Origin of the sequence: Mycolicibacterium bacteremicum (genome assembly GCF_002086115.1) — a bacterium.
Lineage (GTDB): Bacteria > Actinomycetota > Actinomycetes > Mycobacteriales > Mycobacteriaceae > Mycobacterium > Mycobacterium bacteremicum.
Genome location: NZ_MVHJ01000031.1, coordinates 1 through 25956, shown reverse-complemented (window position 1 = coordinate 25956; position 25956 = coordinate 1). Strand labels below are relative to the sequence as shown.

The following is a 25956-nucleotide window of genomic DNA, read 5'->3' as shown; positions in this document are numbered from 1 at the left end:
GTGGGCGGATAGCCTTCGGGCGTCCGCCCACTCCGTGCGTTCTCAGCAACAGCACGACTTTGAGAGGTGCTTATGTCGGCCGACTATGACCGGCTGTTCCATTCCTCCGGCGCGTCCGACGCCGCCGACGAGGATGCAGCCCACCGCGAGGGTGCACCGCCCATGCCCGTGAATGCCTCGGGTGCGGGTGGTTCGGGGTACAGCGGCGAGCGCACGCCGCCGCCGATGCCGATCACGCCGGCGCAGACCCAGGCCTCCGCGGCACCACCGCAGACTGGATCGGCACCACCGCAGAGCGGATCGGCGGTTCCGCCGCCGCGGGCGTCCGAGATCACCAGTCAGATCCCGGTCACCGGTCCCCAGCACGTCCAGAACGGCATGCTGCGCACCCCCCAGGCCGCCCAGCCGGCCGGTGCGCGGTACGAGCAGCAGCACTTCGCCGCTCCCGCGCCGCAGGCCCGCTCGGCGCCCGCCCCGGCACCGAGCGCGCATTACACCGAGGCAACCGAGACCGCGTGGACCCCGTCGAGCGCGCCCGCTCCGACCGGTCAGCCGGCGCCGACATCGGCGGCCACCATGGGCAACCACCGTGCCATTGACGCGCTCTCGCACGTCGGGGTGCGCACCGCGGTGAAGATGCCCTCCCAGCGTGGCTGGCGACACTGGCTCTATCTGCTGACCCGCATCAACATGGGCCCCTCGCCGGACGAGCTGTACGAGATGGATCTGCAGGCCCGGGTCCGCCGAAACGCCAGGGACTCCTATCAGATCGGCGTCTTCGGGCTCAAGGGTGGTGTCGGCAAGACGGCCGTCACGGTCGCCCTCGGCTCCGCGCTCAGCCGGGTGCGCGGTGACCGCATCCTGGCCATCGACGCCGACCCCGACTGCGGAAACCTCGCCGACCGGGCCGGCAGGCAGTCGGCGGCCACCATCGCAGACCTGTTGTCCGACAACGACTTGTCCCGGTACAACGACATCCGCGCCTACACCAGCATGAACGCCGCCAACCTGGAGGTGTTGTCCTCCGAGGAGTACAGCGCGGCCCGGCGCGAGTTCAACGAGGAGGACTGGAAGGGCGCCGTCAATGTGGTGTCGCGGTACTACAACCTGGTACTCGCGGACTGCGGTGCCGGCCTGTTCCAGCCGGCATCGCGCGGCGTGTTGTCCACCGTGTCGGGCATGGTGATCGTCGCGAGCGCCTCGATCGACGGTGCCCGCCAGGCCGCCATGACCATGGACTGGTTGCGGCAGAACGGATATCAGGATCTGCTCGGCCGGTCCTGCGTGGTGATCAACCATGTCACGCCGGGCAAGACCAACATCGACGTCGAGGATCTGGTGCAGCAGTTCGAGCGGCACGTACCCCCGGGCCGCGTCGTCGTCCTGCCCTGGGACAAGCACATCGCCGCGGGTACCGAGATCCAGCTCGACCTACTCGGCCGGACCTTCCAGCGCCGGATCCTGGAACTGGCGGCGGGCCTGTCCGACGACTTCGACCGGCTCGAACGGCGTTGACCGCGACCGCGGCGCCGTCCGGCGCGCCGGCGACATCGTCGGTCACGCCGGGCCGGCCGTCCACCACCCGGGTGACGATCCTGACCGGGCGCCGGATGACCGATCTGGTGCTGCCGGCATCCGCGCCGATCGAGACCTACATCGACGAGACCGTTTCGGTGCTCGCCGAACTGCTCGACGATTCACCGGCGGATGTGTTGGCGGGCTTCGACTTCAAGGCCCAGGGTGTGTGGGCGTTCGCCCGCCCGGGCGCGCCCCCGATGAAGGCCAGCGAATCCCTCGATGAAGCCGGCGTCGTCGACGGCGCGCTGCTGACCCTGGTCTCGGTGAGCCGCACCGAGCGGTATCGACCGTTGGTCGAGGATGTCATCGACGCCATCGCGGTGCTCGACGAATCCCCGGAATTCGACCGCACCGCACTGAACCGGTTCGTCGGTCTGGCCATCCCGCTGGTGGCGACGATCGCCACCGGCGTCGCTTTGGTGGCCTGGACACAATCGGGCAAGGACTGGTGGTGGTCGGTCGCGCTCGCGGTACTGGGGCTTGGCCTGCTGACCGGCGGGATGGTGTCGCGCTCGCGTTATCAGAACGAGAATCTGTCCGAAAGCCTGCTGGTGGCGGCACTTCCGGCGTTGGCCGGCGCGGCGGCGCTGGCGGTGCCGTTACCCCGCGACGCCGATGGGCTCGGTGCACCCCAGGTCGCCGGTGCCGCGGCCGTCGCATTGCTCTACACCCTGGCCACCCGGGGCGGTCCGCGCGGGCGGTCCAGCGTCGCCGCGTTCGGGGCGGTGTTGACGGTCGCGATCACCGCAGGGGCAATCGCCTTCGGCTACGGCGGCCAGGAATGGGTGCCGGCCGGCGCCATCGCGTTCGGCCTGATCGTGGTGACCAACGCCGCCAAGCTCACCGTCGCGGTGGCCCGTATCGCGCTGCCACCGATCCCCGCCCCCGGCGAGGCGGTGGCCAATGACGAACTCCTGGACCCGGTGTCGCGACCGGACATCGCCGACGAGGAGACCCCGACCTGGCAGGCGATCATCGCCTCGGTCCCGGAATCCGCCGCGCGGCTCACCGAGCGCAGCGAACTGTCCAAACAACTGCTGATCGGCTTCCTGACCGCCGGGTCGACCGTGCTGGCGACCGGTGCCATCGCCGTGGTGGTGCAGGGGCACTTCTTCGTGCACAGCCTGATCGTCGCTGCGCTGGTCACCGTCATCTGCGGCTTCCGTTCCCGGCTGTATGCCGAACGGTGGTGTGCCTGGGCACTCATGGCGGTCACCGTCGCGGTCCCCACCGGAGTGACGGTGCGGCTGTGCCTGTGGTACCCGGACCGGGCGTGGCTGGTGCTGGCGATCTACCTGCTGCTGGCGGCGGTCGCGCTGATCATGGTCGGGGCAACGGACAACGTGAACCGACTCTCGCCGGTGACCAAGCGGATCCTCGAGCTGTTCGACGGCGCGTCCATCGCCGCGGTGATCCCGCTGCTGTTGTGGATCGCCGGTGTCTACGACCTGCTGCGGAATCTGCGCTTCTAGGTACCGGTGATCTCGGCGACCGCGTCGTTGAGCCGATCACGGTCGGCGGCAATCGATTCCGCGGCCACCTCGGTGGCGTTGCGCAGCGCCTCGTTGAGCCGTTCCTGCACGGTGCCCGAGCCCAATCGGAGCAGACCGTCGGCCAGATACACGTCGACCAGGCGGTGGTGGCCGTTGAGCGTCACCTCGACGGTGTGTGACTCGTCGGTCGCGGTGAAGGACTCGGTGGCCATCTTGTGCAGCTGCTCATCCATCAGCTCCTGCAGCCGGCCCGCCTGACGCAGGACTGCGGCCACCTCCGGATGCATCGGCTCGCTCACTTGGACTCCTTGTCCTGCACATCTTTACGCCGCCGATTGCCGATCACCGGTTCGGTGTACGCGCGATCCTCGGTGTAGAGCTCCTCGTCCGGGGCGAAGCGGGCGTCGCGGCGCTTCTGCTGGCCCTGCTGGGCGCCGCCGTGCCCCATGCCGCCCATCCCGCCCATGCCCATCCCGCCGCCCATGGCCGACGCCGGGATGGCGCCGCCGCTGCCGCCGGGACGCGCGCCGCCGGCCGCAGGCGCGGGGGCCACGGTCTCTGCTCCGACACTGGGCTGCAATGGCATCGACGGCATGCCGCCCCCACCGCCGCCCGACCCACCGCCGGATCCACCACCGGAGCCGCCGCCCAGGCCGGCCGGCGAGACGCCCGGATCGTCGAGCCCGAGGCCGTCGAGGCCCGTGTCGGGGATGCCGCCACCGGGCAGACCGCCACCGGGCAGACCGCCCGACGGCGAACCACCGGACTTTCCGGCACCGGAGGGTGAACCACCACCGGCGGGCGATCCGCCGCCGGCCGGCGATCCCTGACCCGACGGTGACCCCGAACCCGTCGACGGCGATCCACCGGGCCGGCCGCCCTGTGGCGATGTCGACGTCGGCGACACCGCTGGCTGCCCGCCGCCGGGCGATCCGCCGCCGGACTGTTGACTGCCACCTGCGGTGCCGGTGCTAGGTTCGCTGCCCGGTGGCGGGGTGGTCGGGGCGGGCTGCTGATCGGGCTTGGTGCCGTTCTTGAGGGTCTCGCGGATGGGCGGCGTGGGCGGACGTACCGGAGTCACCGCCGATGCGGCGGCGTACTCGGCGAGAACCTCTTCCGAGCGGGTCTGCAGCTTCTGGTATTCGGCCAACAGCAGTGACATCTGGTTCGCGTCCGTTGCGACGGCCATCTGCGCGGTGATGGCCTGCACTTCGGCGACGGTCGGGTGGGAGGCCGCCGCCCAGCGGTGGACCTGGGCGAGCTCCCGCGCATGATCCGACATCTGCAGGGCTGACTCGCCCATCTCCTGTAACCAGGCCTTGTGTCGCGCCAGTGCGGTCCCGGCAACCTCGGCGGCGCTGCCCGTCCAGTCGACCGCATCGAGGTCGAACTCGTCGGCCCGCTGGATGAGCGCGCGACCGTAATCGGTCCACTCCTGGGCGAATTGGTCCAGCGTGGCGGCCTGGTCGGGTTGGGCGATCTGCTCCGCGGCGGCCTCGACGGCCAGATAACCCGGGGGTGCCGGGCAGGCCGCGATGGGCATCTGCGGTATGGATACCTGCGTCCCCAGACCCGGAATGGTCGCCTGGGTCATCTCGGTGACGGTGCCCTCGATCGCCGCCCGCCCGGCCGCATCGGTCTTCTCGTAGACGCTGGCGGCCGCGTTCAGCGACATCGACAGCAGCTGCGCTTCCTCCTCGCCCGCCGAGATGAACGATTTCATCCCGTCGCCCTCGGCCTGTACCTGCGCCACGGCGATACTGGCCATTTCCAGGCCGCACGGCGGGTTCGGATTCGCCGGCGGTGGCGGCAACGGCACGTCCAGGGCAATGGCCTTGCCGCGCAGGTCTTCCGGCTGGACGGTCAAACCACCTGTCATGACACCCCCTCCAAGGCCATCTGGTAGCGACTCTCCTCGCGCGGGTTGATCAGCCGGATCGGCAGCTGGCTGTGGCGCGGGGTGTCGATGTAGTTGCTGCGCAGTATCACCCGGCCCACGCCCGGATGGGGTCCGAGGTAGGTGGTCGAGTTCGGCCAAGAGACCTTGGCGACCTGCCCGATGCGGCCGTTGACGAATCCGGCGAACTCGCCGAACTGCGGGCCGAGGGTCACCACGCCGCCGGCCGCGGCGGACCGGATGACGAACTGGGTGAACAACCGGGCGTCGCCGAGGTTGACGCTGACATCGACGTCGTCGAAGGGCATGTACACCGGATAGCGGTCGGCGGTCTCACCGATCAGCACGCCGGCCGAGCCGATGGGTAACTCGTAATGCCGGTCGGTGACCGGGCTCTCGCCGAGCAGTGCTGCGCGCTGACCGCCGAACAGGCACGAAAAGCCGCGCGGCGTGGAGGGATTGGCCAGCGTGGTCAGCAGCACCGTGGTGGTCGGGGCGTATCCGGGACGCACCCGCACGCGGGTGAGGGTGTGGTCGGCCCGCGCCGACCACCAGACGTCGGGACCGCCGGGAGCCACATAGGCGACGGTGAAGCTGCTGCGGCCCTTGATCGAAGACCACGACTCGCGCTCGAAGCTGATCTCGGTGGCGCGGTCGAAATCATCGAAGCTGCGACTGCATCGCGCGTCGATCCCGTTGCCCGCCAACTGATCCGCAATGCGGGTTGCCGAGGCGACCAGATACCGCGCCAACCCGGACACGCCGGTGTCGCGGCGCAGTGCGGGGCGGCGGGTCGACTCCGGATCGGCGCGCAGCATGATCCAGGTGCGCCGGTTGGCCGGCGCCGGATACGGCCCGACCACCTGATCGTAGAGCGCGACCAGACTCGCCGGTGCCGTCTTGCCGACCCGGTAACCGGCCGCGACCACGTCGGCCTCCAACTCCGGACAGTGTGCGGCGATCAGGTGCTCCACCACCCGGGTGTCCACCACGTCGTCGGTGAACGCCTCGCCGTCGACCAACACCGTCGGCGTGAACGGGCGGGGGACGAGTTCGATGAGCGCGACCAGATATCCGTCCTGCCAGCGCACCGCCACGTGATCACCGGGCAGCACGGTCGCGCCGACGGCCGGCTCCGACGGCGGCGGCGGCGGGGTGGACAACCGCCGGCGCCAGGAGAACAGTGCCGCGATCCAACCGGTGAACCGGCGTCCGCGCACCGTCAGGGTCGTCGCGATGGCCAGCAGCACGCTCAGCGTGATGCCGAGCCACAGCAGGTCCAACGTCGTGAACACCGCGATGAGCGCCGGGGTCAGTACCGCCGCCCACAACAGATGCCCGGTGCTGAACCGGAATCCGAACTGGCCGAAGAACTCCCTCATCGGCGTCTCATTGCGCGGCGGGCCAGTGCCCCGATGCCCAGCACCAGCGCCAGCCCGACGCCGGTCAGCACCACGAGGGTGATGGGCCCACGATCCGGCGGCAACACCACGACCGGCGGCGGCAGCTGCTTGACGCGGTAGGCCGCGACCGCGGGTCCCTCCGGCACATCCCAGGTCAGCGCCGCGACCGGGTCGATGACGCCGGCGCCGACATAGTTGTCGACACCCCCGCCCGGATGGCGCGCCGTCGCGGTGATCCGATGCATGATCTGGGCCGGCGTCAGCTCGGGGAAGCGCTGCTTGAGCAACGCGGCCAGGCCCGAAACATAGGCGGCGGCAAAAGATGTCCCGGCGATCGGGATGGGGCCGTCGGCTCCGGCCAGGGCGTTGACCGGGTTGCCGTCATAGCCGAGCGCGGTGATGTTCTCGGCGGGCGCGGCGGCATCCACCCACGGCCCGGACATCGAGAAGGTGCTCGGCTGCCCGGTCTGGCCGATCCCGCCGACCGTCAGCACCAGCGGTGAATACCAGGCCGGTGACACGATGGTCTGCACCTGACGCCAGCCGCGCGGATCGTCGGGCTCATCGGCCTCGGGCGGCGGGTTCTGGGCGCAATCCTGGCCGGTGTTGCCCGCGGCGACGATGACGATGGCGCCCTTGATGTTCACCGCGAAGTTGATGGCGGCCCCGACGGTGGCCTCGTCGATCGGCCGGGTCACCTTGTAACAGGCGGCCTCGCTGATGTTGATGACCTGGGCGCCCAGATTGGCCGCGTGCACGATCGAACGCGCCAGGCTGCGCAGCGAGCCCGCGGTCTGGGTGGTGTTCGGGTTGTTCGGATCCTGGCGGGCGCCCACCGGTTGGAAGTTGTCCGACGTCTGGCGCAGCGACAGGATGCGGGCCTCGGGGGCGACGCCGATGAACGCGTCCGTCGGCGCACCACGGCCGGCGATGATGGCGGCGGTCAGGGTGCCGTGCGAGTCGCAGTCCGACATCCCGTTGCCGGCCTTGTCGACGAAGTCGCCACCGGGCTCGGCCGGCACCCGCGGGGACCCGTTCACGCCGGTGTCGATCACCGCCACAGTTACCCCGGCTCCCGTTGCGAACTTCTGCGCATCGGCCAGCCGGAGGTACTCGCTGGCCCACGGCTTGTCGGTGAAGTTCGAATTCGGGAAGACGATCGGCGCCGAGCACTGACGGCGTTGCTCGGTGGGTTGGTCGGGGCCCGTCTCATCCGGCGGAACAGCGGCGGCATCGATCACCGGCGGCTCGATGGCCGCCGCCGGCGGAGCCGCGACGATCAGCACTGCCGGCGGCGCCGTCAACAGGACGAGCGCCAGCGTGGCCAGCAGCACACCGATGCGTCGCACGGTCTGTTCACTCCCCTTTGCAATCCCCGGTTGCCGGATGTGCTGGCACATCCCGCAGCAAAGCGAAGGCCGCCGTTCGGCGACGCATCGTGTCACGTCAGCCTAGGTCGGCCTTCGTCAGAGCAAGTTTACGGGGGTGTAGGCAGGGTGCGTTCCGCTTTCTTGGGCCCGCTCAGGCGTCGAGATCCTTGGTCACCAGATCGGCGATGGTGGCCAACGCGTCGGCGTCATCGGAGCTGACCGTCACCTGGGCGCCGTTGCCGGCCCCGAGGGTCATGATCATCAGTGCCGAACCGGCGTCCACCGGTTCGCCACCGTCGAGTGACAGGGTCACCTCGGCACCCGAATTGACGACGGCCTCGGCGATGATCGCGGCGGGACGGGCGTGCAGGCCGATCGAGGACCCGACGGTGACGGTCTTCTCGGGCATTCGGTTTCTCCTTCTGTTGGGGGTTGGGTGATGCGGGATCAGGCGGCGACGGGCCGGCGCGGCTTGGCGAACTGTTTGGCGGCGACGACCGCGGCGGCGGCCGCCGCGGTACCGACGGCCAGGGAGATCAGGAACCAGGCCAGGTTGCCCATCGCGAAGAACACGAAGATGCCGCCGTGCGGGGCGCGCAGGGTCACTCCGGTCGCCATGCAGAGCGCGCCGGTGATGGCACCGCCGAACATCATCGACGGGATGACGCGCAGCGGGTCGGCCGCGGCGAACGGGATGGCGCCCTCGGAGATGAAAGCCGCACCCAACAGCCAGGCGGCGCGACCGTTCTCCTTCTCGGGCTCGCTGAACAGGCTCGGACGCACCGTGGTGGCCAGCGCCATGGCCAGCGGCGGCACCATACCGGCGGCCATCACGGTCGCCATCACCTCGAACGATGCGGTGGTGGCGGCGGCCAGACCGGCGGTGGCGAAGGCGTAGGCGGCCTTGTTGACCGGGCCGCCGAGGTCGAAGCACATCATCAGGCCCAGGATGACCCCCAGCAGGATGGCCGAGGTTCCGGTCAGGCCGTTGAGCCAGTCGGTCAGGCCGGTGTTGATCAGCGCCAGCGGCCGGCCGATGAGCAGGAACATGATCAGGCCGACGACCAGCGAGGCCACCAGCGGGATGATGACGACCGGCATCAGGCCGCGCAGCCAGCGCGGGACGTCGATGCGGCTGATCCACAGGGCGGTGAAGCCGGCGATCACACCACCGACGATGCCGCCGATGAAACCGCCGCCGACGAAGACGGCCAGCGCGCCCGCGGTGAAGCCCGGTGCGATGCCCGGCCGGTCGGCGATCGCGAACGATATGTAACCGGCCAGCGCGGGCACCAGGAATCCGAATGCCAGGCCGCCGAGGCTGAACAGGATGGCACCGAAGTACTGGGCCAGTCCGCCGTCGGGCAGGTTGGTCAGCGAATTGTTCAGCGCGATGTCATTGGCGACATCGGCGATCTCGTAACCGCCGAAGAGGAAGCCCAGTGCGATCAGCAGGCCGCCGGCCGCCACGAACGGGATCATGTAGCTGACCCCGGTGAGCAGGATCTGCCGGGTCCGGGTACCCCAGCCGACATTCGCCGATCCCTCGGTCGTGTCATCGGCCGGACCGCTGCCCTCGACCCGCGCTGCCTTCGGATTGTCTGCCGCGGCAACGGCTTCGGAGATCATGGCATCGGGCTCGTTGATGGCCCGTTTGACGCCCGAGGCGATCACCGGCTTACCGGCGAATCGGCCCCGGTCTTTCACACCGACATCGGTGGCGAAGATGACGGCGTCTGCGGCGGCGATGGTCGTGGCCGGCAGCGGCGTGCTGCCCGAGGAACCCTGGGTTTCCACCACCAGCTCGACATCGGCACGCTCGGCGGCGAGCTTCAGTGCGTCGGCGGCCATGTAGGTGTGGGCGATCCCGGTGGGGCAGGCGGTGATCGCGACGATGCTCTTCTTGCCGGCCGGTGCGGCGGGCGCGGCCGGGGCCGGCGTGGCGGCGGCCGGTGCCGGCGTGGCGGCGGCCGGTGCCGGATTCACCACCCCGTCGACCAGCCCGACCAGCTCACCGGCGGTGCCGGCGGCACGCAGCTGCTCGACGAAGTCCTTGCGGACCAGTGCGCGGGCCAGGCTGGACAGCAGCTTCAGGTGGTCGGAGCCGCCGGATTCCGGTGCGGCGATCAGGAACACCAGGTCCGCCGGGCCGTCTGGGGCACCGAAGTCCACGGCCGGGGACAACCGGGCGAATCCGATGGTAGGGGTGTCGACGTACGGCGACCGGCAGTGCGGGATGGCGATCCCGCCGGGCAGTCCGGTGGCCGACTGCGCCTCTCGGGCCATGGCCGCAGCGATCAGGCCTTCGGCGTCGGAGGTGCGGCCGGCCCCGGCCAGCAGCCCGGCCAGCCGGCCGATGACGGCCTCCTTGTCGGTCCCGGCGTCGGCGTCGAGCAGCACCAGATCGGTGGTGATGACCGGAGATGAAGTGGACATGGCCAAACTTTCTGTGAGGGTCAGGATTCGGTGTGCGCGGGCGAGATCGCCCGCACCGGGACGGCGTCGAGGTCGAGTTGGTCGGGGGAGGGCAGGGCGGAACCGGGTAGGGCAGCGGCGGCGCTGCCGTAGGCCACGGCCATCCGCAACCGCTCGGCCGGGTCGGCCCCGGCCTGTTCGGCGCGCACATAACCGGCCAGTGCGGAGTCCCCGGCGCCGACGGTGCTGCGCGGGGTGATCGGCGGTGAACCGGCCAGCCAGCTGCCCGACGGGTCCACCAGCACCGCACCCGCGGCGCCCAGGGTGACCAGCACGCTGCGGGCACCGCGGTCCACCAACTGCCGGGCGGCCGCCACCACCGGACCGTGATCACCCTGGGCCGCAGCGGCTTCCAGCTCCTGCCCGGAGGTTCCGGTCAACCCGGCCAGCTCCTCGGCGTTCGGCTTGATCAGATCCGGTGCGGCGGTGCCGAACGCGTCGGCCAGTGCGGTCAACGGGGCATCGGAGGTGTCGACCGCGACCCGGCAGTCCGAACCGGCCAGCTGCGCCACCACATCGGCATACCAGCTCGCCGGCACGCCCGGCGGCAGCGAGCCGGAGAGCACCACCCAGGACGCGGTGCGCGCCGTGTCGATGACGGTACGGGTCAGCCCGTCCAGGGTGGTGGCATCCAGGGCTGCGCCGGGAGCATTGAGTTTGGTTGTGGTGCCGTCAGTCTCGGTGACCGCGATATTGGTGCGCACGGGTGCGGGCACCGGTACGGCGGTGAACGGCACCTCGGCGGCGCGCAGCGCGGTGAGGATCGGATCATCCTCTGCGGCGGGCAGCACGGCAACGGCGTGCAGCCCGGCCAGGCCGAGCGCACGGGCCACGTTGACACCCTTGCCGCCCGGTTCGTCGGTGACGGTGCGGATCCGGTGCACGGCTCCGCGGGTGAGGGTGCCGGGCAGCGTGACGGTGCGGTCGATGCTGGGGTTCGGGGTGACCGTGACGATCATGCGGTTGCTCCTGCGCAGATGATTTCGATGCCGAGGCCGGTGAGTTCGATGCGGGCGTCCGGGCTGACCTCGCTGTCGGTGATGACGGCGTCGACGCTGGACAGCGGGGCGAAGCTGTGCAGCTCCTCACGACCCATCTTGGTCGAATCCGCGGCCACCACAACGTAGTTGGCACAGTTGACCATGGCCCGTTTGATGGCGGCCTCATCGGCATCGGGGGTGGACAGACCGTGCCGGGCGGTGATGCCGTTGGTACCGATGAATGCGATGTCGACCCGCAGTTGCTCCAGCGTCTGCAGTGCCTGCTCGCCGACGCAGGCCTGGGTGAGTCCGCGGACCCGCCCGCCGAGTAGCTGCAGGGATACCGACTGCACGGTGGACAGCCGGTTGGCCACCGGGATCGAGTTGGTCACCACCACCAGCTCCCGATCGGTCGGGATGGCCGCCGCGATCCGGCTGGTGGTGGTGCCGGCGTCGAGCAGCACACTGCCACCGCCGACCGGGAAGAACTCGCATGCCGCCGCGGCGATGGCGTCCTTGTGCTGCGCCCGGGTGGCGTCGCGTTCGTCGACGTCCTGCTCGACGAGGTGCAGTGCGCGCGCCGGGACGGCGCCGCCGTGCACCCGGCGCAGCAGGCCGGCCTTGTGCAGGACGGCCAGATCGCGGCGCACGGTTTCGGTGGTGACGTCGTAGGCGGCGGCCAGCTCGGCGACCGAGGCGCGTCCCTGCTGCATCACCAGAGCGGCGATCGCATGCTGACGTTCCTCGGCGTACATCGGGCTCCGTTCGGCACGAGCTCCAGGTGAAATGTTGATATGTGTGGTTTTACGCCTGATTCTGTTGACTTGTCAATGCTTTCTTGTAATCTGAATCACATGAGTTCCTCACCCGTGACTGAGACCAAGGTGCTGTCGGGCGTCCCGGTGGTCGCCGGCGTCGCCTACGCACCGGTGATCCGGCCCGGTGCCCGCCCGGCGGTCGCCACCGAACCCGCCGCCGAACTGTCCGAGGCCGACCGGCCCGGCGAGGTGGACCGGCTCAAGGAGGCGGCGGCCACCGTGGCGGCCCGGCTGCGCGACCGGGCGGGCCATGCCACCGGCGTCGCCTCCGAGGTGCTGGCCACCACCGCCGCACTGGCCCAGGACCGCGCGTGGCTCAAGGATGCCGAGAAGCGCATCACCGCGGGCAGTCCGGCGCAGCAGGCCGTCGGCGGCGCCATCGGCAAGATCGCCGACGCGCTGGCCAAGGCCGGCGATCTGATGGCCGAGCGGGTCACCGACCTGCGCGATGTGCGCGACCGCGTGCTGGCCCAGCTGGCCGGGCTGCCGGAACCGGGTGTGCCGATGCCCGATGTCCCGTCGGTGCTGTGCGCCGAGGATCTGGCGCCGGCCGATACCGCGGGCCTGGATCCCGCCCTGGTAGTCGCGCTGGCCACCACCCTCGGCGGGCCGACCAGCCACACCGCCATCATCGCCCGCCAGTTGGGGATACCGTGCGTGGTGGCCGTCGACGGTCTCGATGAGGTGCCCGCCGGTGTCGCGGTGATGGTCGACGGTGCGCGCGGCACGGTCACCGTCGCACCCGATGCCGATGAGGCCGAACGCGCCGTGCAGACCTCGCGGGTCGAGGCGCAGCGGGTGGCGCAGTGGAAGGGTCCGGGCGCGACCGCCGACGGACACGCCGTCGCGGTGCTGGCCAACGTGCAGGACGGCGCGGCCGCGCAGGCAGCCCGGCAGACGCCGGCCGAAGGTGTGGGGTTGTTCCGCACCGAACTGTGTTTCCTGAACCGCGATACCGAACCCTCGGTGCCGGAGCAGGCGCGGATCTACGGCGAGGTGCTGACGGCCTTCGACGGCCACAAGGTCGTCATCCGCACGCTGGACGCCGGGTCGGACAAACCGCTGAAGTTCGCCGGCCATCCGGACGAGGCCAACCCGGCACTCGGGGTGCGCGGCGTCCGGATCTCCTTCGGCAACCCGGGCCTGATGACCCGGCAGCTCGAATCCATCGCCGCCGCGGCCGCGGCCACCGGTAATGACCCATGGGTGATGGCGCCGATGATCGCCACCCCGGACGAGGCCAAAACCTTTGCCGAGCAGGCGCGTTCGTTCGGACTGACGCCGGGGGTCATGATCGAGATCCCGGCTGCGGCGCTGCTGGCCGGCCACATCCTGGAGCACGTCGACTTCCTGTCGATCGGCACCAACGATCTGGCCCAGTACACGATGGCCGCCGACCGGATGTCGGCCGAACTGGCCACGCTCACCGATCCGTGGCAGCCCGGGGTGCTGGCACTGGTGGATATGACCGCACGGGCGGGTGCGGCGGCCGGCAAGCCGGTCGGTGTCTGCGGCGAAGCCGCGGCCGATCCGCTGCTGGCCTGCGTGCTGGTGGGGATGGGCATCACGTCGCTGTCGGCGGCCGCCACGGCGGTGCCCGGCGTGGGTGCGGCGCTGGCTGCGGTGACGTTGGAGCAGTGTCGGGCCGCGGCGCGGGCGGTGCTGTCGACGGGAAGCGCCGCCGAGGCGCGTGCGGTGGCATCCGACGCGTTGAGCTGAGACGAGGCTCGCCGCGAGCGTGCGTGGGGATGCACGGCTCGCGGCGAGCGGGTGGAAATCTGCGCTAGAACCAGGCTTTTCGGCCACCGACCGGACGGCCGACCGCGCCGAGGATCCAGAGCACCACGCCGACGACCACGAGGATCGCACCGATCGTGTACAGGATCGACAGGCTCGTGAAATACCCGATGATCAGCAGGATGACGCCGAGGATGATCATGATGATTCCCATCCGTAGAAGTGTTGTCGGACGGTGAATTTCCCTAACCGTCAAAACTCAAACCGGTTTTCGATCTTGAGTTCGTTTTGCGGCCGAAACGAGACGGGAATGATTCGGACTGCGGTCCGGTTAATTCGGACATGCCTGCCGTCACAGCCGACACCCTGACCCTGCCCCGCATCGCGGGGCCCACCCCGACCGACACCGACCGCCCGGTCCGGTCCATCACCACCGGCCCCCGCGGTTACGAGGGCGAAGGATTCCCCGTCGTGCGCGCCTTCGCCGGCGTCAGCGCCGCCGACCTCGACCCGTTCGTGCACATGGACCAGATGGGCGAAATCGAATATCAGCCCGGTGAGCCGCGCGGCACCGACTGGCATCCGCACCGCGGCTTCGAGACCGTCACCTACATGCTCGACGGACGTTTCGCCCATCAGGATTCCCACGGCGGTGGCGGTTTGATCACCGACGGCGCCACCCAGTGGATGACGGCCGGGTCGGGCATCCTGCACATCGAGACCCCGCCGGCCGAACTCGTCGACAGTGGCGGCCTGTTCCACGGCGTGCAGCTGTGGGTGAATCTGCCGCGGAAGGACAAGTTCGCCGCACCGCGCTACCAGTCCATCGAGGGCGGCCAGGTCGCCCTGCTGTCCTCCGAGGACGGCGGCGCGCTGGTGCGCGTCATCGCCGGGGAGATCGACGGGCATGCCGGTCCGGGCAGTACCCACACGCCGATCACCCTGGCGCACAGCACGATTGCACCCGGCGCGCGGTTGAATCTGCCCTGGGATCGCACCTACAACGCGTTGGTCTACGTGCTGTCCGGCCGGGGCGGCGTCGGCCCGGTCGGCCATCCGATCCAGCAGGGACAGCTGGCGGTGCTCGGCCCCGGCGACCGCATCGAGATCACCGCTGACGCCGGCCAGGACGGCAACCGGCCCGCGCTGGAGGTGCTGTTGCTCGGCGGCCGGCCGATCCGCGAACCGGTCGTGCAGTACGGGCCCTTCGTGATGAACACCAAGTCGGAGGTCTTGCAGGCTCTGGAAGACTTCAACGCGGGCCGGTTCGGCTCGCTGCCGCCCGATGCGCTGATGCCGCACCGGAGCCGCTGAGTGTTTGCTGGATCTGCATCATCCCGTCGGTACGCAACGATCAGGTGGTAGTGGGGCCGGTGATTTGTGGCACAATTTGACTGTGCCGCATATAGCCAGCAGGGGTCCGGGTCGTCCGCCGGCCGCCAAGGCCGCCGAGACCCGTGAGCGGATCCTGCAGGCCGCCCGTGAGGTGTTCAGCGAACTCGGTTACGACGCAGCGACTTTCCAGGCGATCGCGGTTCGCTCCGACCTGACGCGGCCGGCCATCAACCACTACTTTCCGAGCAAGCGGGTGCTCTACCGGGAGGTGGTCGAGCACACCAACTCGATCGTGGTGCAGAGCGGACTGGAGCGCGCCCGGTCCGAGACCACCTTGCTGCGTCGGCTCTCGGCGTTCTTCTCGATCGCCGTCCAGGCCGACAGCAAGGACCGCTCGGTCGCGGCGTTCCTGGTGACCTCGGTGCTCGAGGCGCAGCGGCATCCCGAGCTCAGCCAGGACGATCACGACTCGCTGGCCAGTTCCCGCGAGTTCGTCCGGTGGGCGGTCGGCGAAGCGGTCGACAACGGCGAGCTAACCACCGATACCGACGTCGACACCCTGGTGGAGATGCTGGTCGCGGTGATGTGGGGAATGGGCTTCTACGCCGGGTACGTCGGCACCCATGACCAGTTGGAGGCCGTCATCGCCCAGCTGGAACTGCTGCTGGCTAACAAGCTCTGGAAGCCCGCCGGATAGCTGACCGGCGCCGGCCGATAGCAAGGCTAACGATCGGTAGCATGGCGCCATGAGCTCACTGCGCACCCACGACGACAGCTGGGACATCGCCACCAGCGTCGGCACCACCGCCGTCATGGTCGCTGCCGCCCGCGCCGCCGAGACCGCTGCGGCGGACCCGCTGATCTCCGACCCCTACGCGCGCACCCTGGTCGACGCCGCCGGCGGTGGCCCGTGGAGCGTCATGCTCGACGACGAGTTCGTCACCCGCGCCAACGAGACCGACCCCGAGGCTGCGCTGCTGTTCACCCATATGGGCAACTACCAGGCCGTGCGCACCCGCTTCTTCGACGACTATTTCGCCGAGGCCGGGCTGCACCAGGTCGTGATCCTGGCCTCGGGCCTGGACTCGCGGGCCTACCGGTTGCCGTGGCCCGCGGGCACCATCGTCTTCGAGATCGACCAGCCCAAGGTGCTGGAGTTCAAACAGCAGGTGCTCACCGAGCACGGTGTGCAGCCGACCGCCACCCGCCGCGAGGTGGCCGTGGATCTGCGCCAGGACTGGCCCGCCGCCCTGCGCGCCGCCGGTTTCGACGCCACCGTGCCGACGGCCTGGCTGGCCGAGGGCCTGTTGATGTATCTGCCCGCCGACGCCCAGGACCGGCTGTTCGAGCAGATCACCGACCTCAGCGCGGCGGGCAGCCGGATCGCGGCCGAGACGGCGCCGATGCAGGCCGAGGAACGCCGCGCACAGATGAAGGAACGGTTCGCAGCGATCCGGGAGAAGTTCGGCCTCGACGACAGCATCGACGTCGGCGAGCTGATGTACAACGACCCCGACCGGGCGGACCTGGCGACCTGGCTGGCCGGTCACGGCTGGGACAGCACGGTCCGCAAATCCGCCGATGAGATGCGCCGACTCGATCGGTGGGCGCTGCCGGCCGGACCCGATGTGCCCGACGACGACGCCTTCTCGCAGTTCGTCACCGCCACGCGGCTCTGACGACGGGTTTCGCGTACCGACGATTTCGGCTCTTACGGCCGACCCAACCAACTGGTTAGGATCGAATTTCCTCTCCTCAGGAAGGACGGTCCCATGACCACTCATGCCGATGCGCCCACCTCGATGGTCGGCGCGGACATCCCGGCCGTGGTCGCCGGGCTGCGCGCCACCTACGCCACCGGTCGCACCCGCGATATCGAATGGCGCCGCGGCCAGCTGCGGGCGCTGGAGCGCCTGGTCGTCGACAACGAGACGGCCATTGCCGCCGCGCTGAAGGCCGACCTCGGTCGCCAGCCCTTCGAGGCGTGGCTGGCCGATGTCGCCAGCACCGCCGCCGAGGCAGCCGACGCCGCCAAGAATGTCGGAAAGTGGGCCAAGCGCCGGTACCGGCTCCTCGAGCTCTCGCAGCTGCCCGGTATGGGGTGGGTGGAATACGAGCCCTACGGCACCGTGCTGGTGATCGGTGCCTGGAACTTCCCCTTCGCGCTCACCCTCGGCCCCGCCGTCGGCGCGCTGGCCGCCGGCAACACCGTCGCGCTCAAGCCGTCCGAGTTGGCCCCGGCGTCCTCGGCACTGATGGCCGATCTGGTCCCCAAGTACCTCGACCCCGCGGCGGTCGCCGTCATCGAGGGTGACGGTCTGGTCAGCCAGGCACTCATCGATCAGGGTTTCGACAAGATCTGCTTCACCGGCGGCACCGAGATCGGCCGCAAGGTCTATCAGGCCGCCGCGGCGCACCTGACCCCGGTCACCCTCGAGCTGGGCGGCAAGAGCCCGGTGATCGTGGCCGCCGACGCAGATATCGACGTCGCGGCCCAGCGCATCGCCTGGACCAAGTTGATCAACTCCGGGCAGATCTGCATCGCCCCGGACTATGTGCTGGCCGACGCCTCGATCCGGGATGAACTGGTCACCAAGATCAAGGCCGCCGTGCAGACCTTCGAATCCGAGGCGACCGGCGGCAAGCGGATCGTCAACCGCCGCCACTTCGACCGGCTGGCCGCCGCGGTATCAGCCACCGAGGGTGAGGTCGTCATCGGCGGGGGTGCCAACCCGGACGCGCTGGAACTCGACGCGACCGTCGTCGTCGACCCGTCGTTGAGCGAGCCGCTGATGACCGACGAGATCTTCGGCCCCGTGCTGCCGATCGTCACCGTCCAGAACCTGGACGAGGCAATCGAATTCGTCAACGCCCGGCCCAAGCCGTTGGCGGCCTACCTGTTCACCAAGGCCAAGGCCGTCCGCGAACGGGTGATCCGTGACGTGCCTGCCGGCGGGATGGTCGTCAACCACCTGATCTTCCACTTCGCCACCACCAAGCTGCCGTTCGGCGGGGTCGGTCCGTCCGGTACCGGGGCCTACCACGGCCGGTACGGCTTCGAGGAGTTCAGCCACCGGAAGTCGGTGCTCACCAAGCCGACTCGTCCCGACCTGGGCAAGCTGATCTACCCGCCCTACACCGACCGGGCGTGGAAGCTGGCCCGCAAGCTGTTCTAAAGCGGTGACCCGGGTCACCGGGACCGGATCGCGCGACGTATACAGAGATGGAACGTCTCGATAGTCATGCCTGTTAGCGCCTTCAGAGAGGAATCCCATGCCCGGAGTGCAGGATCGCGTTGTCGTCGTCACCGGTGCCGGCGGTGGACTTGGCCGTGAGTACGCCCTGACTTTGGCCCGTGAAGGTGCCAGCGTCGTGGTCAACGACCTCGGCGGAGCCCGTGACGGCACCGGCGCCGGACACAACATGGCCGATCAGGTCGTCGAGGAGATCAAGGCCGCCGGCGGCCGTGCCGTCGCCAACTACGACAGCGTCGCCGAGACCGAGGGCGCCGAGAACATCATCAAGACCGCCATCGACGAGTTCGGCAAGGTCGACGGCGTGGTCAGCAACGCCGGCATCCTGCGCGACGGCACCTTCCACAAGATGACGTTCGAGGCCTGGGACGCCGTGCTCAAGGTGCACCTCTATGGCGGTTACAACGTCATCCGCGCCGCCTGGCCGCATTTCCGCGAGCAGAGCTTCGGCCGCGTCGTGGTCGCCACCTCGACCAGTGGCCTGTTCGGCAACTTCGGCCAGGCCAACTACGGCGCGGCCAAGCTGGGCCTGGTCGGCCTGATCAACACGCTGGCCCAGGAGGGCGCCAAGTACAACATCAAGACCAATGCCGTCGCGCCGATCGCGGCGACCCGGATGACGCAGGACATCCTGCCGCCGGAGGTCTTCGAGAAGCTGACCCCCGAGTACGTGGCCCCGGTGGTCGCCTACCTGATGACCGAGGAACTGCCCGACACCGATTCGATCTTCATCGTCGGCGGCGGCAAGGTGCAGCGCACCGCGCTGTTCCAGAACGAGGGCATCACCTTCGGTGAGGTTCCGTCGGTCGACGATGTGGCCGCCAAGTGGGGCGAGATCACCGACCTGTCGGCAGCACAGCAGGCCAGCTTCAAGCTCGGATGAAAGCGCTTGTAGCACAGGAGCTCACGGGACCCGCGGGGCTGGTCTACACCGATGTCGACGCGCCCCTTGCCGGTGGCGCGGTCATCGTCGATGTCGGTGCGGCCGGCGTCTGCTTTCCCGACCTGTTGCTGACCAGGGGTGAGTACCAGCTCCGGCTGGAGGCACCGTTCACCCCGGGCCTGGAGGTGGCCGGCACCGTACGGTCGGCGCCGGCCGACTCCGGTTTTGCCGTCGGGCAGCATGTTTCGGGATTCACCATGATCGGCGGATACGCCGAGCAGGTCGCGGTGGCCCCGGACTCGCTGCTGCCGGTCCCCGACGGGATCGACGATGCGACGGCGGTGTGCCTGCTGGGCAACTACACCACGATGTACTTCGCCCTGACCCGTCGCGGCGCGTTGCAGGCCGGGGAGACCGTGCTGGTGCTCGGCTCCGCCGGCGGTATCGGCGTGGCGAGCATCCAGATCGCCAAGGCGTTGGGCGCCAAGGTGATCGCGATGGTGCACCGTCCGGACGCGATCGACTTCGTCACCGGCCTCGGGGCCGACGTGGTGTTGCCGCTGGCCGACGGCTGGCGCCAGGCCGTGCTGGACGCCACCGGCGGTCGAGGCGTGAACATGGTCGTCGACCCGGTCGGGGGTGACCCGTTCGACGACGCCGTGCGGGTGCTGGCCCCCGAAGGTCGGCTGCTGGTCATCGGTTTCGCCGCGGGCGGCATCCCCACCGTCAAGGTCAACCGGCTGCTGCTGCGCAACATCAGCATCGTCGGGGTGGGCTGGGGTGAGTTCGCCCGGGTGACCCCGGGCGCGGGTGCGGAGATGGCGGCCGGTCTCGGCGCGTTGGTGCAGGCGGGTCTGCGACCACCGCCGCCGGTGCGGTATCCGCTGTCCGACGGTGCCGCGGCACTGCAGGCGTTGGCGGACGGCAAGATTCACGGCAAGCTCGTCCTGGAGCCGTAGTGACCGGCCCGCGCGCGTTGGCATTCGACGTGTTCGGCACGGTGGTGGACTGGCGGTCCGGCATCATCGCCGAACTGCAATCCTTCGGATCCCGCCAGGGCCTGCAACGGGATTGGGTGTCGTTCGCCGACGCCTGGCGGGCCGGTTATGCCCCGGCCATGGATCGGGTACGTCGTGGTGAGCTGCCGTGGACCCGCATCGACGATCTGCACCGGGAGATCCTGCTCGAGTTGCTCGGTGATGCCGCAGTGCCCGAGTCGGATATCGACGACCTGAACCGGGCCTGGCACCGGCTGATTCCGTGGCCGGACGCGGTCCCCGGACTGCAACGGCTCAAACAGCGCTTCGTCATCACCACGCTGTCCAACGGCAATGTCTCGTTGCTGACCGATATGGCCAAGAATGCCGGGCTGCCGTGGGACTGCGTCATCTCCGCCGAGCTGTTCGGGCACTACAAACCCGATCCGCAGGCCTATCAGGGGTGTGCGCGACTGCTCGACGTGGCGCCGGGCGACCTGATGCTGGTGGCGTGTCACCCGGGCGATCTGCGGGCCGCGCGGGACAGCGGACTGCGTACCGGTTATGTCGTGCGGCCGCTGGAACGCGGGCCCGGCCACCCGCTGCCGACCGTCGAGGACGGCGAGTTCGACGTCGTGGCACACGATTTCATCGACCTGGCCCGACAGCTGGGGGCCTGACCGATGGAAACGCTGGGCATCATCGGCGTCGCGCTGGCGATCGCCATCGGCCTGGTCGGCATCATCGTGCCGATCCTGCCGGGCGGCCTGCTGGTCATCGGGGCGATCGGGGTGTGGGCCTATGTGGAGGGCTCGACGACGTCCTGGGTGACCTTCGGTATCGCGGCGGCACTGTATGTGGCCGCCGAGATCATCAAGTACACCTGGCCGGTGCAACGCATGCGCCGGGCCGATGTCCGCACCTCGGTCCTGGTGCTCGGCGCCATCGCCGGCATCGTCGGATTCTTCGTCATCCCGGTGATCGGTCTGCTGATCGGTTTCGTGCTCGGGGTGTATCTGGCCGAGCTGGCGTTGCGCCGGGATCCCACCCGCGCGTGGGCCTCGACGGTGCACGCGCTCAAGGGCGTCGCGCTGTCGGTGGGGGTGGAGCTGACCGGTGCGCTGCTCGCGACCGTCACCTGGGTGATCGGCGTGCTGCTCAGTTAGTCAGCTGAGCCCGCAGCCGGGCCAGGTCGTCGTCGGTGACACCGGCGGCCTGCAGGAAACCGGCCGGCGAACCATATCGCTCGTCGAGCTTGCGGCGCGCCGCGTCGAGGTACTCCTCACGCACTCCGAGCACGGCATCGGTGAGCCGGGCCTCGGCGAAGGTCAGCACCTCGGGTGTCTCGCCGGCACGGGCCTTGACCGACTCCATGATGGATTCGCGCAGCGGGTCGATGGCGTCGTTGCTGCGCAGGAAGTCGGTCACGATCGCATCGCGCGGTACGCCGACGGCCTCCAGCACGGTGGCGACCGTGAAGCCGGTGCGGTCCTTACCCGCGAAGCAGTGCGCGATGACCGGTCGTCCGTCGGCCAGCAGTGAGATCACCTGACGGACCGCCACCTGCGCACCGGTCAGTGCGGGGAATTCCTCGTAGACCTCGGTCATGTAGCGCTTGGCGGACTCGGCGACATCCTCACCCTCGGGCGACTCCGACATCACCCGCTGGAAGGTCGCCTCGTGCGGCGCGTCCTGGGCCGAGTCGTCCTCGAAGTGGAACGGCAGGTGGTGCAGCGCCACCTCGGGCGGTACCTGACCCGGGCCACGGCGCTCGAGCTCGCGACGCGACCGCAGATCGGCCACATCGTGGATGCCCAGGCTCAGCAGCGCCGCGCGGCCCTCGTCGGTGAGCCTGCTCAGCTCACTGGATCGGAACAGGAGCCCGGGCCGGATACCGGTCGATTCGGCGACGTCGCGAAAGTTCCAGGCTCCCGTCAGTTCCACGTTCTCTACTGTGTCACAGCCGCCGCGAGGGCCGATTTCTCCCTGCCCAGTTCGGCACGGGCGATGGTGCGCATGTGCACCTCGTCGGGTCCGTCGAACAGCCGCATCGCGCGGTGCCACGCGTAGAGCCGGGCCAGCGGGAAGTCATCGGACACGCCGGCGCCGCCGTGCACCTGGATGGCGCGGTCGATCACATTGCAGGCGACCTGCGGAGCCACCGCCTTGATCTGGGAGACCAGCACGTGAGCGGCCTTGTTGCCGTTCTGGTCGATGGTCCAGGCGGCCTTCTCACACAGCAGCCTTGCCTGGTCGATCTCGTTGCGTGATGTGGCGATCTGCTCGCGCACCACACCCTGCTCGGCCAGCGGCTTACCGAAGGCGACGCGCTTCTGCACGCGGTCGACCATGAGGGCCAGTGCCCGCTCGGCCGCACCGAGGGCACGCATGCAGTGGTGGATGCGGCCCGGCCCCAACCGGGCCTGGGCGATGGCGAACCCGCTGCCCTCTTCGTGCAGCAGATTCTCGGCGGGCACCCGCACGTTGTCGAAGACGATCTCGCAGTGGCCGTGCTGGTCCTGCCAACCGAACACCGGCAGCGACCGCTGGATGTCGACGCCGGGCGTGTCGGCGGGAACCAGGATCATCGACTGCTGCTGGTGTGACGCGGCGTCGGGATTGGTCCGGCCCATCACGATCAGCAGTTTGCAGCGCGGATCGGCGGCACCGGTGATCCACCACTTGCGGCCGTTGATCACGTAGTCGCCGCCGTCGCGCAGCATGGTGGTCTCGATGTTGCGGGCGTCGCTGGAGGCCACCGCGGGCTCGGTCATCGCGAACGCACTGCGGATCTCACCGGCCAGCAGCGGTTCGAGCCACTGTGCGCGCTGGGCCTCGGTGGCGAACAGGTGCAGGGTCTCCATGTTGCCGGTGTCCGGGGCGGCACAGTTCACCACCTCGGGGGCGATCTCCATGCTCCAACCCGTCAGCTCGGCCAGCGGCGAGTACTCCAGGTTGGTCAGCCCGGACTCCGAGGGCAGGAACAGGTTCCACAACCCGGCCGCCTTGGCCTTGGCCTTGAGCTCCTCGACGACCGGGGGCACCGTGTGGTCCTTGGGGCCCTTCTCCTCCCGGTAGGCGTGGTAGGACTCCTCGGCCGGGAGGACGTTCTCGACCATGAAGTCGGAGAGACGCTTGTGGTAATCAGCTGCTTTGGCCGACATCGCGAAGTCCATGGCCGCCACGATATGCCACTAGGTTAGATAACTGAAACCCCGGGCGGCATCGGTCAGCCGGCCCGGAGCCGGTCGCGACACGGATTCTCCAGCGCGGCGAAGGCCAGCGCGCCGGCCAGCACCGCCAGTCCGATCACCACACCGGCGACCGCGGTCCAACCCGCCGCGTCGAAGGCCACTCCGCCGAACCAGCCGATGGCGCTGGAGCCCGCGTAATAGAACAGGTTGTACAACGCGGAAGCCTGCGCCTTGCCCGCCCCGGCCGCGGCGCCGACCCAGCCGGAGGCGATCGCGTGTGCGCCGAAGAATCCGGCGGTGGCGATCAGGAGTCCGATCAGTACCACCGGGAGCTGCGAGCTGATGGTGAGCGCGGTGCCGATGATCATGGTGGCGATCGAGGTCAGCAGCACGGGCTTGCGGCCGAACCGGCCGGCCTCGGCACCGGCCCGGGCCGAGGCCCAGGTGCCGGCCAGATAGGCGAGGAAGACCAGGCTGACCATCGTCTGGGGAAGGTCGAACGGCGCCGCGGCCAGCCGGAAGCCGAGGAAGTTGTAGATCGCCACGAATCCACCCATCAGCAGGAAGGCCTGGCTATAAAGCACGAGCTGGCGGGGCGAGCGCAGATTGTCCAGCAGTCGGCGGCCGAGACCCTGGATGCGGGCCGGCCGGAATCCGCGCGCCGGCGGTGCGAGTTTGACGAAGGCGGCGGCGGACAGTGCGCACAGCACCGCGACGGTGACGACGCCGATACGCCATCCGGCGAACTCGGCCACCGGCCCGGTGATCAGGCGACCGGTCAGTCCGCCGATGGTGCTGCCGGCCACATAGCTGCCCGCGGCGCGGGCAGCATGGCCCGGATCGATCTCCTCGGACAGATAGGCGATGGCGATGGCCGGGACCCCGCCCAGCATGAGGCCTTCGAAGAAGCGGCCGGCCAGCAGCAGCTCCGAAGTGGGTGCCAGCGGAACCAGCAGTCCGAGAACCGTTGCCGCCGTGATGGACAACGTCATCGCCTGGACGCGGCCGACCCGGTCGGCGAGGGCCGCCCACGGGATGACCCCGATGGCCAGACCGACGGTGGCCGCCGAGACCAGCAGGGCGGCGTGGGCGGCACCGGTGCCCAGATCGCCGGCGATCATCGGTAGCACGGCCTGCGGCGAGTACAGCTGGGCGAATGTCGCGACACCACCGAAGAACAGGGCGGCCAGCAGGCGACGGTACTCGGACGAGCCGCGAGAATGCCCCTGCCAGTCGGTCGGGCTCAGGGTCGTGGTCACTCAGCCGAGATTAAGAGTGGCGTAGCGAATGTGTCCAATGTATGGAATTAGGCGAGTTCATGCAGATTATGCATGACGAACTCGACGAGCCGGGATGCCGCGGGCGGCAGCTCTCGATCCGGTCGCCACGTCAAACCCAGTTGACGCTTGGCGGTGGGCTCGGACAGCGGGATGTAGGCGACCCCGGTGTCGGCACGATCGGGGTGTGGCACCGGTACGACGGCAACGCCGAATCCCGCTGCCACCAAGCCTTCTACGGTCGGGATTTCCATCGCCTCGAACACGATCGTGGGTGCGATACCGGCGGCGGCGCACAGTTCGTCGGTCAGCTGACGCAGCCCGAACCCCGGTTGTAGTGCCACGAAGGGCTCATCACCGGTGTCAGCCAGTCGCAGTCGGCTGCGCTCGGCGAATCGGTGCTCGCGGGGGACGGCCAGGCACAGGCGCTCACCGTAGAGCACCCGCCACGGATACCCGGCGGGGCGTGGCGAGGTGATGGCCAGGTCCACGTGCCCGCCGTCGAGACGGTCGAGGATGTCCAGCGTGGCGCCCTGGAAGAGTTCGAACTGCACCTGCGGCGCCTCGGCGCGGAAGCGGCGCAGCAGGTCCGGCACGAAGCCGCCGGCCTGGGAATGCAGGAAGGCCAGCCGCACCGTCCCGGTGTCCGGATCCCGCAGTGCGGCGATCCGCTCTGCGGCGCTGGTGATTTCGGCGATACTGCGGCGGGCGTGCTCGAGCAGGATTGCGCCGTAGGTGTTGAGCTGGAGGCGGCGGTTCACCCGGTCGAACAGCGGTGCGCCGATCCTGCTCTCCAACCGGCTCAGCGCGCGGGAGAGGGTCGGCTGGCTGATTCCCAGTTCGGCGGCCGCGTCGGTGACATGCTCGGTCTCGGCCAGGACGACGAACCAGTGCAGCTCGTCGAGGTCCATGGGTGGAGTCTAGGGCGGCGGAGGTGCGGGGTGTGTTCGGTCGCGATGAGCGGTGGCCGAACTCGCCGGTGGACGCAACAAGGCTGGGTTGACGACCCGGAGCTACCGCGGCACTGGCCGCTGTCCTGCAGCGGTCCGGCACGGCACGGGGTGGTTCGGATGACCTTCGATCTCTCCCTTGCGGGACAGCGATATTCGGCGTAAGATCGAACATAAGTTCGAATGCAACATCGCTCCCAATCTTCACCCGGTGAGCGCCAGACCGTGGCCCCGGTCGCGGCAAGGTTGCCCTGGTCCTGCGGGACCAGGCATGTGTTGCCTCATCGTGCCCTCGGGCACCGAGTGTGAAAGCCGGTATCCATCATGGACGCCAC

24 protein-coding genes are annotated in these 25956 nt (G+C 69.4%); 11 read left to right on the top strand and 13 right to left on the bottom strand.

Annotation, left to right across the window (positions count from 1 at the left end; all coding sequences use genetic code 11):
* The first annotated feature begins 72 nt into the window (after nucleotides 1-72).
* The gene (locus tag BST17_RS24265; protein WP_083061460.1) at nucleotides 73-1515 is read left to right on the top strand and encodes a MinD/ParA family ATP-binding protein; all 1443 of its coding nucleotides are present in this window, start codon (nucleotides 73-75) and stop codon (nucleotides 1513-1515) included.
* Nucleotides 1512-3050, top strand: coding sequence for a type VII secretion integral membrane protein EccD (gene eccD, locus BST17_RS24260; RefSeq protein ID WP_083061459.1), 1539 nt, complete (start codon nucleotides 1512-1514; stop codon nucleotides 3048-3050). Before BST17_RS24265 ends, eccD begins: the two co-directional genes overlap by 4 nt.
* On the opposite strand, the gene BST17_RS24255 is transcribed toward eccD, so the two are convergent.
* The 8 genes from BST17_RS24255 to BST17_RS24220 form a co-directional block, all read right to left on the bottom strand.
* Nucleotides 3047-3370: a YbaB/EbfC family nucleoid-associated protein gene (locus tag BST17_RS24255; protein ID WP_109750277.1), complete on the bottom strand. Its 324-nt coding sequence runs from the start codon at nucleotides 3368-3370 to the stop codon at nucleotides 3047-3049. The two genes, eccD and BST17_RS24255, sit on opposite strands and share 4 nt — an antisense overlap.
* The gene (locus BST17_RS24250; protein WP_083061458.1) at nucleotides 3367-4950 is read right to left on the bottom strand and encodes a PPE domain-containing protein; all 1584 of its coding nucleotides are present in this window, start codon (nucleotides 4948-4950) and stop codon (nucleotides 3367-3369) included. The genes BST17_RS24255 and BST17_RS24250 overlap by 4 nt, the downstream gene beginning before the upstream one ends.
* Nucleotides 4947-6350: a type VII secretion protein EccE gene (gene eccE / locus BST17_RS24245; RefSeq protein ID WP_083061457.1), complete on the bottom strand. Its 1404-nt coding sequence runs from the start codon at nucleotides 6348-6350 to the stop codon at nucleotides 4947-4949. The genes BST17_RS24250 and eccE overlap by 4 nt, the downstream gene beginning before the upstream one ends.
* Nucleotides 6347-7720 (bottom strand): type VII secretion-associated serine protease mycosin, encoded by a 1374-nt coding sequence (gene mycP, locus BST17_RS24240; protein ID WP_083061456.1) that lies wholly within the window; start codon nucleotides 7718-7720, stop codon nucleotides 6347-6349. The genes eccE and mycP overlap by 4 nt, the downstream gene beginning before the upstream one ends.
* 172 nt (nucleotides 7721-7892) lie before the next feature.
* Nucleotides 7893-8150: an HPr family phosphocarrier protein gene (locus BST17_RS24235; protein WP_083061455.1), complete on the bottom strand. Its 258-nt coding sequence runs from the start codon at nucleotides 8148-8150 to the stop codon at nucleotides 7893-7895.
* 38 nt (nucleotides 8151-8188) lie between these two features.
* On the bottom strand, nucleotides 8189-10177 hold the full coding sequence (locus tag BST17_RS24230; protein WP_083061454.1) for a PTS fructose transporter subunit IIABC: 1989 nt from the start codon (nucleotides 10175-10177) through the stop codon (nucleotides 8189-8191).
* Between the two features lie 20 nt (nucleotides 10178-10197).
* The gene (gene pfkB, locus BST17_RS24225) at nucleotides 10198-11175 is read right to left on the bottom strand and encodes a 1-phosphofructokinase (protein ID WP_083061453.1); all 978 of its coding nucleotides are present in this window, start codon (nucleotides 11173-11175) and stop codon (nucleotides 10198-10200) included.
* Nucleotides 11172-11951 carry a DeoR/GlpR family DNA-binding transcription regulator gene (locus BST17_RS24220; RefSeq protein ID WP_083061452.1) on the bottom strand — a complete coding sequence of 260 codons (780 nt, stop codon included), beginning with the start codon at nucleotides 11949-11951 and terminating at the stop codon, nucleotides 11172-11174. The genes pfkB and BST17_RS24220 overlap by 4 nt, the downstream gene beginning before the upstream one ends.
* Nucleotides 11952-11990: 39 nt before the next feature.
* Between BST17_RS24220 and BST17_RS24215 the strand changes: the two genes are divergently transcribed.
* On the top strand, nucleotides 11991-13733 hold the full coding sequence (locus BST17_RS24215; protein WP_083061451.1) for a phosphoenolpyruvate--protein phosphotransferase: 1743 nt from the start codon (nucleotides 11991-11993) through the stop codon (nucleotides 13731-13733).
* A gap of 64 nt (nucleotides 13734-13797) precedes the next feature.
* Here BST17_RS24215 and BST17_RS28870 read toward each other — a convergent pair whose 3' ends face one another.
* Nucleotides 13798-13953, bottom strand: a complete 156-nt coding sequence (locus tag BST17_RS28870) for a hypothetical protein (RefSeq protein WP_023985078.1) — start codon at nucleotides 13951-13953, stop codon at nucleotides 13798-13800.
* Between the two features lie 140 nt (nucleotides 13954-14093).
* On the opposite strand from BST17_RS28870, the gene BST17_RS24210 reads away from it, so the two are divergent.
* The 8 genes from BST17_RS24210 to BST17_RS24175 all read left to right on the top strand — a co-directional run bounded on the left by BST17_RS24210 (nucleotide 14094) and on the right by BST17_RS24175 (nucleotide 21366).
* Nucleotides 14094-15065, top strand: a complete 972-nt coding sequence (locus tag BST17_RS24210; protein ID WP_083061450.1) for a pirin family protein — start codon at nucleotides 14094-14096, stop codon at nucleotides 15063-15065.
* Nucleotides 15066-15147: 82 nt separating this feature from the next.
* A complete protein-coding gene (locus tag BST17_RS24205) occupies nucleotides 15148-15783 on the top strand; it encodes a TetR/AcrR family transcriptional regulator (RefSeq protein WP_083061449.1) in 636 nt (211 codons plus the stop codon).
* Nucleotides 15784-15832: 49 nt separating this feature from the next.
* Nucleotides 15833-16765 (top strand): class I SAM-dependent methyltransferase, encoded by a 933-nt coding sequence (locus BST17_RS24200; RefSeq protein ID WP_083061448.1) that lies wholly within the window; start codon nucleotides 15833-15835, stop codon nucleotides 16763-16765.
* Nucleotides 16766-16858: 93 nt separating this feature from the next.
* Nucleotides 16859-18262, top strand: a complete 1404-nt coding sequence (locus tag BST17_RS24195; protein WP_083061447.1) for an aldehyde dehydrogenase family protein — start codon at nucleotides 16859-16861, stop codon at nucleotides 18260-18262.
* Nucleotides 18263-18359: 97 nt separating this feature from the next.
* A complete protein-coding gene (locus BST17_RS24190; protein ID WP_083061446.1) occupies nucleotides 18360-19223 on the top strand; it encodes an SDR family oxidoreductase in 864 nt (287 codons plus the stop codon).
* Nucleotides 19220-20182, top strand: coding sequence for an NADPH:quinone oxidoreductase family protein (locus tag BST17_RS24185; protein WP_083061445.1), 963 nt, complete (start codon nucleotides 19220-19222; stop codon nucleotides 20180-20182). The genes BST17_RS24190 and BST17_RS24185 overlap by 4 nt, the downstream gene beginning before the upstream one ends.
* Complete coding sequence (locus BST17_RS24180; protein ID WP_083061444.1) at nucleotides 20182-20880, top strand: haloacid dehalogenase type II; 699 nt, start codon at nucleotides 20182-20184, stop codon at nucleotides 20878-20880. Before BST17_RS24185 ends, BST17_RS24180 begins: the two co-directional genes overlap by 1 nt.
* Nucleotides 20881-20883: 3 nt before the next feature.
* The gene (locus BST17_RS24175; RefSeq protein ID WP_083061443.1) at nucleotides 20884-21366 is read left to right on the top strand and encodes a DUF456 domain-containing protein; all 483 of its coding nucleotides are present in this window, start codon (nucleotides 20884-20886) and stop codon (nucleotides 21364-21366) included.
* On the opposite strand, the gene BST17_RS24170 is transcribed toward BST17_RS24175, so the two are convergent.
* Genes BST17_RS24170 through BST17_RS24155 form a run of 4 tightly spaced genes read right to left on the bottom strand, consistent with a single transcriptional unit; the run spans nucleotide 21359 to nucleotide 25582 of the window.
* A complete protein-coding gene (locus BST17_RS24170) occupies nucleotides 21359-22144 on the bottom strand; it encodes a tyrosine-protein phosphatase (RefSeq protein WP_109750275.1) in 786 nt (261 codons plus the stop codon). The genes BST17_RS24175 and BST17_RS24170 overlap by 8 nt on opposite strands.
* A gap of 5 nt (nucleotides 22145-22149) precedes the next feature.
* Entirely contained in the window at nucleotides 22150-23376 is a 1227-nt protein-coding gene (locus BST17_RS24165) for an acyl-CoA dehydrogenase family protein (protein WP_083061442.1), read from the bottom strand.
* A gap of 53 nt (nucleotides 23377-23429) precedes the next feature.
* The gene (locus BST17_RS24160) at nucleotides 23430-24653 is read right to left on the bottom strand and encodes an MFS transporter (RefSeq protein ID WP_083061441.1); all 1224 of its coding nucleotides are present in this window, start codon (nucleotides 24651-24653) and stop codon (nucleotides 23430-23432) included.
* 47 nt (nucleotides 24654-24700) lie between these two features.
* Nucleotides 24701-25582, bottom strand: a complete 882-nt coding sequence (locus BST17_RS24155; protein WP_083061440.1) for a LysR family transcriptional regulator — start codon at nucleotides 25580-25582, stop codon at nucleotides 24701-24703.
* Nucleotides 25583-25956 lie beyond the last annotated feature (374 nt).

Bases quoted from the DNA above. Each gene is read 5' to 3' on its own strand.
- BST17_RS28870 (WP_023985078.1), bottom strand. From the start codon at position 13,953: ATGATCATCCTCGGCGTCATCCTGCTGATCATCGGGTATTTCACGAGC.
- eccE (WP_083061457.1), bottom strand. From the start codon at position 6,350: ATGAGGGAGTTCTTCGGCCAGTTCGGATTCCGGTTCAGCACCGGGCAT.
- BST17_RS24195 (WP_083061447.1), top strand. From the start codon at position 16,859: ATGACCACTCATGCCGATGCGCCCACCTCGATGGTCGGCGCGGACATC.
- BST17_RS24165 (WP_083061442.1), bottom strand. From the start codon at position 23,376: ATGGACTTCGCGATGTCGGCCAAAGCAGCTGATTACCACAAGCGTCTC.
- BST17_RS24200 (WP_083061448.1), top strand. From the start codon at position 15,833: ATGAGCTCACTGCGCACCCACGACGACAGCTGGGACATCGCCACCAGC.
- BST17_RS24155 (WP_083061440.1), bottom strand. From the start codon at position 25,582: ATGGACCTCGACGAGCTGCACTGGTTCGTCGTCCTGGCCGAGACCGAG.
- BST17_RS24190 (WP_083061446.1), top strand. From the start codon at position 18,360: ATGCCCGGAGTGCAGGATCGCGTTGTCGTCGTCACCGGTGCCGGCGGT.
- BST17_RS24215 (WP_083061451.1), top strand. From the start codon at position 11,991: ATGTGTGGTTTTACGCCTGATTCTGTTGACTTGTCAATGCTTTCTTGT.
- BST17_RS24210 (WP_083061450.1), top strand. From the start codon at position 14,094: ATGCCTGCCGTCACAGCCGACACCCTGACCCTGCCCCGCATCGCGGGG.
- BST17_RS24265 (WP_083061460.1), top strand. From the start codon at position 73: ATGTCGGCCGACTATGACCGGCTGTTCCATTCCTCCGGCGCGTCCGAC.
- pfkB (WP_083061453.1), bottom strand. From the start codon at position 11,175: ATGATCGTCACGGTCACCCCGAACCCCAGCATCGACCGCACCGTCACG.
- BST17_RS24185 (WP_083061445.1), top strand. From the start codon at position 19,220: ATGAAAGCGCTTGTAGCACAGGAGCTCACGGGACCCGCGGGGCTGGTC.
- BST17_RS24235 (WP_083061455.1), bottom strand. From the start codon at position 8,150: ATGCCCGAGAAGACCGTCACCGTCGGGTCCTCGATCGGCCTGCACGCC.
- BST17_RS24175 (WP_083061443.1), top strand. From the start codon at position 20,884: ATGGAAACGCTGGGCATCATCGGCGTCGCGCTGGCGATCGCCATCGGC.
- BST17_RS24220 (WP_083061452.1), bottom strand. From the start codon at position 11,951: ATGTACGCCGAGGAACGTCAGCATGCGATCGCCGCTCTGGTGATGCAG.
- BST17_RS24230 (WP_083061454.1), bottom strand. From the start codon at position 10,177: ATGTCCACTTCATCTCCGGTCATCACCACCGATCTGGTGCTGCTCGAC.
- BST17_RS24250 (WP_083061458.1), bottom strand. From the start codon at position 4,950: ATGACAGGTGGTTTGACCGTCCAGCCGGAAGACCTGCGCGGCAAGGCC.